The sequence below is a fragment of the Halopenitus sp. POP-27 genome, assembly GCF_029889855.1.
In the GTDB taxonomy this organism is placed as follows: Archaea; Halobacteriota; Halobacteria; order Halobacteriales; family Haloferacaceae; genus Halopenitus; species Halopenitus malekzadehii.
The window spans coordinates 1-10,083 of the sequence record NZ_JARANU010000030.1 but is presented as its reverse complement, the minus strand read 5'-3'; the positions used below and the strand labels follow the sequence as shown (position 1 = coordinate 10,083).

The 10,083-nt window shown below is 68.1% G+C and carries 10 protein-coding genes and 1 pseudogene; 6 read left to right on the top strand and 5 right to left on the bottom strand.

Features of this window, described 5'->3' with window-relative positions; all coding sequences use genetic code 11:
* The first annotated feature begins 1,067 nt into the window (after positions 1-1,067).
* The 5 genes from OQF70_RS13315 (at position 1,068) to OQF70_RS13295 (ending at position 4,784) form a co-directional block, all read left to right on the top strand.
* The gene (locus tag OQF70_RS13315; RefSeq protein ID WP_280538198.1) at positions 1,068-1,418 is read left to right on the top strand and encodes a helix-turn-helix domain-containing protein; all 351 of its coding nucleotides are present in this window, start codon (positions 1,068-1,070) and stop codon (positions 1,416-1,418) included.
* A complete protein-coding gene (locus tag OQF70_RS13310) occupies positions 1,415-1,750 on the top strand; it encodes a type II toxin-antitoxin system PemK/MazF family toxin (protein ID WP_280538197.1) in 336 nt (111 codons plus the stop codon). The genes OQF70_RS13315 and OQF70_RS13310 overlap by 4 nt, the downstream gene beginning before the upstream one ends.
* A gap of 429 nt (positions 1,751-2,179) precedes the next feature.
* Complete coding sequence (locus OQF70_RS13305) at positions 2,180-2,455, top strand: hypothetical protein (protein ID WP_280538196.1); 276 nt, start codon at positions 2,180-2,182, stop codon at positions 2,453-2,455.
* Positions 2,452-2,886 (top strand): PIN domain-containing protein, encoded by a 435-nt coding sequence (locus OQF70_RS13300; protein WP_280538195.1) that lies wholly within the window; start codon positions 2,452-2,454, stop codon positions 2,884-2,886. The genes OQF70_RS13305 and OQF70_RS13300 overlap by 4 nt, the downstream gene beginning before the upstream one ends.
* An 80-nt stretch (positions 2,887-2,966) precedes the next feature.
* Complete coding sequence (locus tag OQF70_RS13295; protein WP_280538194.1) at positions 2,967-4,784, top strand: glycosyltransferase family 39 protein; 1,818 nt, start codon at positions 2,967-2,969, stop codon at positions 4,782-4,784.
* Positions 4,785-4,830: 46 nt separating this feature from the next.
* Here OQF70_RS13295 and OQF70_RS13290 read toward each other — a convergent pair whose 3' ends face one another.
* Genes OQF70_RS13290 through OQF70_RS13275 form a run of 4 tightly spaced genes read right to left on the bottom strand, consistent with a single transcriptional unit; the run spans position 4,831 to position 7,981 of the window.
* Positions 4,831-5,865 (bottom strand): lysylphosphatidylglycerol synthase transmembrane domain-containing protein, encoded by a 1,035-nt coding sequence (locus OQF70_RS13290; protein ID WP_280538193.1) that lies wholly within the window; start codon positions 5,863-5,865, stop codon positions 4,831-4,833.
* A gap of 1 nt (position 5,866) precedes the next feature.
* Positions 5,867-6,862, bottom strand: a complete 996-nt coding sequence (locus OQF70_RS13285; protein WP_280538192.1) for a polysaccharide deacetylase family protein — start codon at positions 6,860-6,862, stop codon at positions 5,867-5,869.
* A complete protein-coding gene (locus OQF70_RS13280; protein WP_280538191.1) occupies positions 6,855-7,280 on the bottom strand; it encodes a DUF2304 domain-containing protein in 426 nt (141 codons plus the stop codon). Before OQF70_RS13280 ends, OQF70_RS13285 begins: the two co-directional genes overlap by 8 nt.
* Positions 7,281-7,306: 26 nt before the next feature.
* Positions 7,307-7,981 carry a glycosyltransferase family 2 protein gene (locus OQF70_RS13275; protein WP_280538190.1) on the bottom strand — a complete coding sequence of 225 codons (675 nt, stop codon included), beginning with the start codon at positions 7,979-7,981 and terminating at the stop codon, positions 7,307-7,309.
* 150 nt (positions 7,982-8,131) lie between these two features.
* Here OQF70_RS13275 and OQF70_RS13270 point away from each other — a divergent pair, with 150 nt between their 5' ends.
* Positions 8,132-9,682 carry an alkaline phosphatase family protein gene (locus OQF70_RS13270; RefSeq protein ID WP_280538189.1) on the top strand — a complete coding sequence of 517 codons (1,551 nt, stop codon included), beginning with the start codon at positions 8,132-8,134 and terminating at the stop codon, positions 9,680-9,682.
* Between the two features lie 99 nt (positions 9,683-9,781).
* Here OQF70_RS13270 and OQF70_RS13265 read toward each other — a convergent pair.
* A pseudogene (locus tag OQF70_RS13265) lies at positions 9,782-10,083 on the bottom strand (hypothetical protein); the annotation flags it as partial.

The following is a 10,083-nucleotide window of genomic DNA, read 5'->3' as shown; positions in this document are numbered from 1 at the left end:
CTAACAGCGGAAGCGGTGGGGTGGGGTGGGGTGAGATGGGGTGGGGTGAGACTGTGAGTATCATACTGACTGTTCGGGGACGAACGCCCCACTACCCACACTGGAAACCGTCACGAGACGGTTCGTCCGTCCACCCCTCCCCGTGTTCGTGCGCCAACAGCGGAAGCAGTGGGGTGAGGGTGGGTCCCGGAATCCTGGGACTCGCGTTCACGTCCGGAACACGTCGTCACCCGGCAGTCGCATACCGACACCATACAGCTGTGGGACGGTGGTGAAGAACCTCGATCTGCTCGTCGATCGCGTGGGCTTCGTCGGCAATGCGTCACTCGAAAGGGTGGTGTGTTCGTGTGCATATGGCGAGGCTGTCGATCGACGCAGAACACGTGACACGGTGGGGTGTGTCCGTGTTCGATCGGCATCGGTCCGGGGCGACGCGATCAGGGGCGCTTCACTCGAAAGGGTGGTGTGTCTGTGTCCGAGGAGGGACGTCGATCGACGCGGAACACGTGACACGGTGGGGTGTGTCCCTGTGTGTGCGATACGGTAGCGATCGGGGATCTGCTTCTCGACGCACCCCACTGGTTCCGCTGATGGACTGATCACTCCTCGCTAACAGCGGAAGTGGTGGGGTGAGGGTGGGTCCCGAAGTCCTGGGACTCGCGTTCACATCCGGAACACGTCGTCACCCGGCAGTCGCATACCCACACCATACAGCTGCGGGACGGTGGTGAAGGACCTCGATCTGCTCGTCGATTACGTGGGCTTCGTCAGCAACGCTTCACTCGAAACAGTGGTGTGTCTGTGTCCGAGGAGGGACGTCGATCGACGCAGAACAGATGACACGGTGGTGTGTGTCCCTGTGAGTGCGATACGGTAGCGATCGGGGATCTGCTTCTCGACGCACCCCACTGGTTCCGCTGATGGACTGATCACTCCTCGCTAACAGCGGAAGCGGTGGGGTGAGGGTGGGTCCCGGAGTCCTGGGGCTCGCGTCGAGCTCGAACGCGTCGTCATCCGAGTTGCGTGACGAAGGAACAGTTATGACACTACGGACAGTACTGACAGGTATGCCGATCGACATCGAGACGTTCACCGAGTCCGCCGACGAGGAACTCACGGCGGTGACGAACGCCGAGCGGGTCGTCCGGTTCCTCTACCGGAACGACGACAAGGCGTTTACGCCCTCCGAGATCGCGGAGGGGACGGGAGTGAAGCGGGCCTCCATCGGCACCGTGCTTCGCCGACTTCGGGAACGGGACCTCGTCGAACACAAGGGAGACTACTGGGCGATCGGTGACGAGCAGGCGGTCCGGGACGCGTTTCGGTTCCACCGGAACATGGACGCCCTCGACGACCGGTTCGGCGCGGAAGACCTCGAGGAGTGGCGAGATCACGCTGTGACGGACCGACCCGAATGAGTTGGGAACGCGGGGACGTGGTGATCGCAACCGATCCGTTCAAAGACGACGAGTCGGCGGGTCGTCCGTTCCTCGTCATCAGTACCGACGAGACGCCGTTTCATGCCGAACAGTACATCGCACTCGCGCTGACCACGCGAACGTGGCACGACGAACGGATCCCCCTCGAGGACGCTCACTGGCTGGCTGGAGGTGCTCCCGAAGCGAGTTCGATCATGCCGTGGTCCGTGAACGCCGTCAAAACGGAGTGGATCGACTATCGACAGGGCACGCTTCGCGAGGACGTCGTGGATCGAGCGGTCGACTGCGTCGTGGCGTACATCACGTCGTGAAGCGACGGCGTACCCCATCCGGCTCGAACCGACCCGACGATCGTCGTCGACCAGGCCCGGACGATCGACGACGCGTCACGCGAAATAGTGGTGTGTCTCCACGACGATTCGCGGGCAACAGCCCGTGGAACGCGATTCTTCACACGAAACGGTGGTGTGTCCGTGTGAGAGTGACGAAGTTATCGATCGACGCAGAACACGTGACACGGTGGGGTGTGTCCATCCGAACGATCGTCATCGATCAAGTCCCGCGAGATCGACGACGCGTCAACGGAATAGTGGTGTGACCGTGTTCGAGCGGTGGGCCCGTCGATCGACGAGACGGACTCCAGACCGAAACCGCCTCCCGCCCGAATTGCGACGTCGGTTCCACGCGGCGGAGCCCGGCTGGTGGAAACGTTTACCACGTAGCGAACGTAACTCATACGTATGACGACGGCGGTCAAAGTACACGACGACGCCAAATCCCGTCTGGAGGAGTTGCAGGCGGAGATCCGGCTGGAAACGGGTCACAACGTTACACAGCAGGAGCTGTTGACACGGCTCATCGATGAGGCGTACGAGTCGCGTGAGGACGTGATCGACTCCTTCCGGGAGTCGTCGGTTCCCCTCACCACCGCCGAAAAGGAGGCGATGGAGCGCAACCGGTTTCACTCCGGCGTGGACGCCGAGGAACGGGACGTCGACGACGTGCTTTACGGATGACGATCTGCCTCGATACCGGCGTGCTGTACGCGGACCACGACCTCGACGCGTCACGGCACACGGCAGCGACCACCGCGCTGGAGGCGGTGTTTGACGGTGCGTTCGGACAGCCGTACATCAGCGACTACATCTACGACGAGGCGGTGACGCTCACGTTGAAACGGGGCGGATCGTTCACCCCGGCGAAACACCTCGGAGCGAAACTCCGCGGCGCGGAATCGTACCCACACGTATACGATATCCTGCACGTCTCACAAGCGGTCTTCGAGGACGCGGTCGACGTCTTCGAGCGGTACGATGATCAGGCGTTGAGTTTCACGGACGCGACGACGATCGCGCTCTGTCGACGCCACGATATCGACGCCGTGATGAGCTTCGACGACGATTTCGATGGCCTCGTGGACCGCGTCGCGCCACAAACCGTGGACTGAGAGGACGGTCCTGATTACCGACCGGATCGCCACGACCGCAAGCGGACAACCATTTGTCGCTGGAGCCGATACGGCGTCGCGTGACCAGCTCCCGCCGCGTTCCGCTTTCCCTCCGCGCTCCCGCCTCCCTCCTCCGTCGTGCGGTCGCACGGGTTCGGTCGGATCTGCGCGAGGACCCGTACCTCCCGTATCTCCTCGTCCTGGCGGTCGTCCTGTGCGGGTTCTGGATCCACCACCGGGTCCCCAACTTCGCGACACGCGACGAGAAGAGCCGGATCCTCGACGTCCTCGTGGCCTACGGGCGCGTGATCGACGATCCGAGCCTCGCGTCGCTGCGCGAGGGCGTCGCCTGGAGCCGCGTCCCGTTCGGCGCGACGGTCCACCTCTACGCGGTGGTGCTGGCGCCGGTCGTGCTCGCGGCGTGGGTGCTCGGCGACCTCGGCGCGCTCGCCGATCTCGGGGTCCCCAGCGACGCGTTCGGCTTCTACGCGGCCTGGCAGGCGCTGCCCGAGTGGCTGTGGACCGCGTCGATCCTCCTCGTCCGGCTGACGAACGTCGCGTTCGCGGTCGGCGCCGTCTACCTCACCTACCGCATCGGGGCGGCCGCCCACGGGCGGCCCGCGGGGCGGCTCGCGGCGCTCCTGCTGACGCTCACGTTCGGCTTCCTCACGATCGCCCACGAGGGCGGGGAGGACATGCCCGCGCTCTGGTTCGTCCTGCTGGCGGTGTATCTGTCGCTGCGCTACGTGCAGACCGACGACCGGGCGCTGGTCGTCCTCGCGGGCGCCGCCGGCGGGATCGCGATCGCGTTCAAGCTCACGGCGGCCCCGGTCGTCCTCGTCGTCGGCGCCGCCTACGTGCTCCGGGCGCGACACGTCGCCGCCTCGGGCGGGGACTGGCGGGGAGCTCTGTGGCGCCCGCGGCTCTTCGCCGGGGGCGCGCTCGCGGGCGTCGTCTGTATCGTCCTGGGCTTCCCGACCGCGCTGGTCGGGGAGGTCGGGCTCGTGATCGACCGAATATTCGCCGGATCAACCGCGCGCGCGAGCCACACCACCGGCCCCACCGCGCCGATCTGGTGGTGGTTCCTGCGGGGGTACCTGAGCGGGCTCTCGCTCCCGCTGTTGCTCGCGGGCCTCGTCGGCACCCTCGCAAGCATCGCCTCGCTGCGGACGCGGCGCGAGGGCGTCGATGCAACGATGGTGGTGCTGACCGCGCTGTTCGGCTACCTCGTCCTCTTCGCGGGGTGGCACGACTTCCGCGTCCACCACCTACTGCCGACGTTCCCGCTGATCGCGCTGCTCGTGGCGGACCGCCTCCTCGCCCTGCGCGAGGCCCGCCCGCCGATCGCTCGACCGCTGGTGGCGGTGCTGCTGCTCGCGACCGGGCTGTATGCGGGCGTGGGCGTCGCCGGGTACGCGGACATGCCCCGCGACAACGCCGAGGACTGGCTGACGCAGGAGGCCGGTCCGGACGACACCGTCGAGACCTACCGCGTCGACTTCCAGGACACCGCGGTGCCGTACGGGATGCGGGTAAACCACGTCGGACTCTCCGAGGACGAGGCGGTGCACTGTCCGACCTACATCCAGCTGGGCTACCGCGATCTGCTGTTCCTGAAGGAGGGCACCTACTACCGCAATGGCGGGTACACCGGCGCCTACGTCGAGGACCTGCTCGGCGGGGAGACGAACTACGAGATCGCCGCCGAGTTCGGCCCGCGGCCGCCGGGCTTCGTCCCCGAGCGCGCGACCCCGGGGTCGGCCACGGACCTGCTGCGCTACGGCGTCGTTCCACAGACCGACCAGTACGCCGACGAACAGGAGCTGCGGGCGAACCAGTACACCCTGATCCTCGAACGGACCGGCGAGTGCGAGAGCACGCGGAACCCGCCGCTGTGAGGCGGGCGAACATCCCGAAGATCCGCGAGGGTTTCGTCCGACGGTCTCACTCCCCGGCCGTCAGCTCGTTCCGGTCCACCGCCATCGCGGGGTACCACCCGGCCAGTGCGGGGAGGTAGACGCCGAGGAATCGGTCCACGAGCACCACGGACACCGCGACGGCCTCCGGCACCCCGAGCGCCACAAACACGACGGTCGTCGTCGCCTCGGTGACGCCGATCCCCCCGGGCGTCAGGGGAAGCAGCGTCACGCTGTAGGCCGCGACCAGGTAGAGGGGCCACAGCCACAGCAGGGCCGGCTCGACGGGCGCGCCGAACGCCGCCAGCAGGACCAGCACGCGACCCCCCGGCGCGACGACCGCGAAGGCGACCCACCCGAGGGCGTACTTCGCCCAGAGAACGGGGTCGACCGCGAGCCGACGGAAGGAGGCGCTGGCGGCGGCGGTGAACTCGCGCAGCCCCGCGACGCGCTCGGCGGCCGCGGGGCCGACGCGCGGGACGCGTGCGACGATCGCCTCGAGCGCGTCGACCAGCCGGTCCAGCAGGGGAAGGTTGATCCCCGCGAGCAACACCGTCCCGCCCGCCGCGAGGTAGAGACCGGTCGAGAGCGCGAGCAGCAGGAGGATCCCCCGCGGGAGCCGGGGTGCCGCGGCGACGACGCCGGCCGCGGCGACGACGCCGTACAGCACCGCGTAGATCCCGGTGTGAACCCCCGAGACGGAGGCGCCGTCGGCGTACGCCATTCCGGTCCGGCTCCGCAGGACGAACGGCGCGGCCACCCGCCCCGAGAGCCGCGAGGGAAGCAGCTGGTTGAGGAAGTACACCGCAAGGTCGACGCTGGCGGCGGCGCGAAACGATCCCGCGCCGACGCGGGCCATCAGCACCTGCCACGTGTAGACGCGGCCGATCAGGCCGATGATCGAGACCGCCGCGATGGCGGCGAGCGCCCGCGCGTCGAGCCCGCCGAGGTGACCGAGGACCGTCCCGAACGCGACCTGCGACAACACCCATCCGAGCGCCGTGATCCCGAGCCCGTACTGGACCGCCGCGACCGCCAGGTCCCGACGGGATCGATCGAACACGTCACGACACCTCGCCGGGCGTCCCATCGGGATCCGCGTCCGGATCCGCATCCGGATCCGCGCCCGGATCACCGGCATCGTCATCGCCCGATCTGACGGCATCATCATCGCCCGATCTGACGGCATCGCCGCCGCACGCTGCGCCGGCGTCGCGGCCGGCATCGAGGCCGGCGTCCGCGAGCACGTCGCGGACCGCGACGAACTCGAAGTCCGTCGCGAGGATCCGCTCGACGGCGCGGCGCATCCAGTCGCCGGTGCGAACGGTGACCCGCGTCGGCACCCCGTCCACGTCCGGCAGGTCGACGAACTCCCACGGGTGGACGTACAACACCGGAGCGATCCCGCGCCGGGCGAGGAGGCGCATCCCCCAGATGGTGTACCGGACCCCGAAGAACCGGAGCCACGTTCCCGTCAGTGGGAGACCGATCCCCGGGAACACCGCGGTCGGAACCTCGGCCAGTCCCGGTGGTGCGTCGGGATCGACGGCGGTCGCGAGCGCGGGCCGGCGCAGGTCGTACTCGCCGCCGTACCAGCCGGGGATCCGCCGACACGGGACCACGCTCGCGTCGTAGTCGTATCCGGCGGCCGCGAGGTGCGCGAAGTGGTCCGGACCGAAATCGAACGCCGGCGCACGGAACCCCGCGACGTCGACGCCCGTGGCGGCCTCGAGCCGCTCCGCCGACCGGGCGATCTCCTCGCGTCGCTCCGCCGGCGCGAGGTCGGTCAACAGGCGGTGCGTGTGGGTGTGGGAGCCTATCTCGTGGCCGTCGTCGACGAACGCGGTGATCGCGTCCGGGTGCTCGTCGACGATCTCGGAGACGACGAACGCGGTCGTCGTGGCGTCGTGGCGCGCCAGCGCCGTCCGGAGGAACCGCGCGCCAGCCAGCCCGAGGGACGGGTCCGGAAGCGCCCCGGCGGCGTTTCGGAACGCGGGCGTGTGTCTGAACAGCTCGACGTCGATCGAGAGCACGGCGCGGGCGTCGCGACGATCAGTCATGGTCGCCGTCGCGGCGCTCCTCCTCCATCTTCTCCACCTCCATCTCCTCCATCTTCATCTCCTCTACACCCAACTCGGCGTCGAGGAGGCTGAGCCGTTCGTTCAGCCGGGAAACCCGGTCGTAGAGTGTCCCGATCCGGTTCAGGAGATAGATGACGAGCGCGAACAGCGTGAGGTTCGAGACCACGAGGATGGCTCGCGCCCGGAGTTCGAGCCCGAGCAGCCGGGCGACGGCGTCGAAGGCGGTCGGGAACGCCGCGACGAAGACGAGCCCGCCGCCCACCACGACCGAGAGGACGAACACCGCGACCGCCTCCCGACCCTTCCTGACCAGGTAGTAGCCGTTGGCCAGAAACAGCAGGCCGACGACGAGCGCCACGACGTTGACGAGCGAGTAGTCGAAGGTGAAGCCGATCATAGGTGTTCCCGAATCATCATCGGTGGTTACCGGAACAGGAGCACGCGCAGGACGACGTCGGTCATCCGAAGCGGATACAGGAGGAAGGTGTCGAACGAGAACTGCGACTCGCCCTCCTCGCGGGTCGGCATCGCGACCGAGACCTCCGTGATCCGCTGGTCGCGTTTGGCCGCATCGAGCGTCTGCTCGACCGCCCAGTGTCGGTCCGAGCGGTGGAGTATCTCCCGCAGGGCGGCGACGCGATACACCCGAAAGCCGCTTGTCACGTCGGTGATGTCGACGCCGCCGAGGACGTTCACGACGGTCGTGAAGAAGCTGATCCCGAGCCGCCGGACGACCCCGTAATCGGCGAAGCTCTCGTTGAGATAGCGGCTCGCGATCACCATGTCGTTGTCCGCGGCCGCCTCCAGCAGCCGGGGAATGTGGGCGGGGTCGTGTTGCCCGTCCGCGTCGATCTGCAGGACGAAGTCGTAGTCGTTGCGGATCGCGTACTGGTAGCCGGTCCTGACCGCGCCGCCGACGCCCGTGTTGAACACGTGCTCGATGACGGTCGCGCCGTGATCGCGGGCGACCGCGGCGGTCGCGTCACTGGAGCCGTCGTCGACGACGACGACCTCGTCGACGTGGTCGCGAGTGCCCTCGATGACGGGGCCGATCGTCTCGGCCTCCTCGTAGGCGGGGAGAACGGCGACGGTTCGCACTGTTCGAGGGAATCGGCGGCCCGCACTTAGGGATATCGCTCCGGCACGGAACCGGGGACGACGATCGACCCGCACGGGATCGGTGAGGACGGCGAGACCCGCGAGGGCGACGACGAAAGCGACTTGTGAGTCGATCGAGTGGGCGGATCCATGAGCAGAACGGTCGTCGTCGGGCTCGACGGGAGCAACTGGGACCTGCTGGAACCGTGGATCGACGGCGGCGATCTCCCGAACCTCGCCGCGCTCCGCGAAAAGAGTGCCTACGCCGAGACGGAGAGCTGTCTCCCGCCGGTCACCTTCCCGAACTGGAAGTGCTACTCGGCGGGCAAGAACCCCGGCAAGTTCGGCGTCTACTGGTTCGAGCGCGTCGACCTCGAGGCGGGCACGATCGAGGTCGCGAACGGCGGCGACTTCGAGACCCCCGAGCTGTGGGACTACCTCAACGACGAGGGAACGCGCGCCGGCGTAGTCAACATGCCCACGATGTACCCGCCCCGCGAGATCGACGGGCCGATCGTCGCGGGCGGCCCGGACGCCGTCGAGGGCGAGTACCGGTCGATCGACGGCGGCTACGCCACGCCCGAGGGGCTCGCTGAGGAGCTCGAGGAGCGCTTCGACTACCGGGTTCATCCCGACCCGCTGCTCTCCTCGAACGAGGAGACGGGCGCCGAGGTCGAGGCCATCCTCGAGCTGCTGGACACGCGTCTGGAGGTCGCGACGACCCTGCTGGAGGAGGAGGATCTCGGGTTCGTCCACGTCACCCTCTTCTACCTCAACGTGCTCCAGCACTTCTTCTGGAACGACGAACCGACGAAACGCGCCTACGAGATCGTCGACGAGTGGATCGGCCGGATCGACGCGATGGCGGACACGAACCTCGTGTTGATGTCCGACCACGGTTGCGGCCCGACCACGACCGAGTTCTACATCAACGAGTGGCTGGCCGAGAACGGCTACCAGGCCCGGGAGCCGACCGTCGACGGCACGCTCGGACGCATCGGGCTCGACCGCGAGAACGTGCTCGCGCTCGCGAAACGGGTCGGCGCCGTCGACTTCCTGGCCAGCGTCGTCCCCGATCGGATCCAGAAGCTCGTCCCGCAGAGTGACGGGCTGAAGCGCGACCGGAAACTCGACGCCGTCGAGCTCGACCGGACGCGCGCGCTCGCCAGCGGCCAGGGGCCGATCTACCTGAACCCGACGTTCGACCGCGAGGCGGTCCGCGAGGAGCTGATCGCCGACCTTGAGGCCGTCACGGACGAGCACGGCCCGCTGTTCGACGGCGTCCACCGCGCCGAGGACGTCTACGAGGGGCCGTTCCTCGATGCGCCCGACGCCCCCGACATCGTCGTCGACCAGCGCGACGGCGTCCACGTCAACGACGGCATCGGCGGCGGGACCGTCCGCTCGGGTCCGGACCGCTGGCGGGCGGAGAACACACGAAACGGGCTCTTTCTCGCGAGCGGCCCCGACTTCGAGGCCGCCGGCCGGCTGGACCGGATCAGCATCCTCGACATGGCGCCGACCCTGTTGACCGCCGCCGGCTGTGCGGTCCCGTCGGACATGGACGGTTCGGTGCTGCCGATCGTCGCCGGCGACCCCGACCCCGAGATCCGCGAGCCGATCGCCTGGGAGCGCGCCAGCGGCGAGGACGTGACGGCGGGGGTCGAAGACCGGCTCACGCAGCTCGGCTATATGGAGTGATCCGAACCGGCACGTCGACGACTCCGATCCACACGTCGACGATCCGGACGCGGCGAACGAGGTCGGCATTGACGCCGGTGCTGACCGCGGCGCCGCCCGCTACTCGACCGTGACGCTCTTGGCCAGGTTCCGCGGCTTGTCGATCGGCCGTCCCTTGTCGTTCGCAACGTGGTAGGCGAACAGCTGGAGGTAGACGTTCGCGACGAGCGGCTCGAAGGTCCCAACCTCGGGCACCGGCAGCGAGACGTCGAGGGTGGCGTACTCGTCGCCGGCGGACACACAGCCGATCGCGGGAGCGCCACGCGTTTGCGCCTCGGTGACGTTGTTCATCGTCTGTCTCTGATGCGCATCTGCGAGCACGCGAGAACGGCGGGAGGCGCGGATGCCGTCTGGGGCGGGGA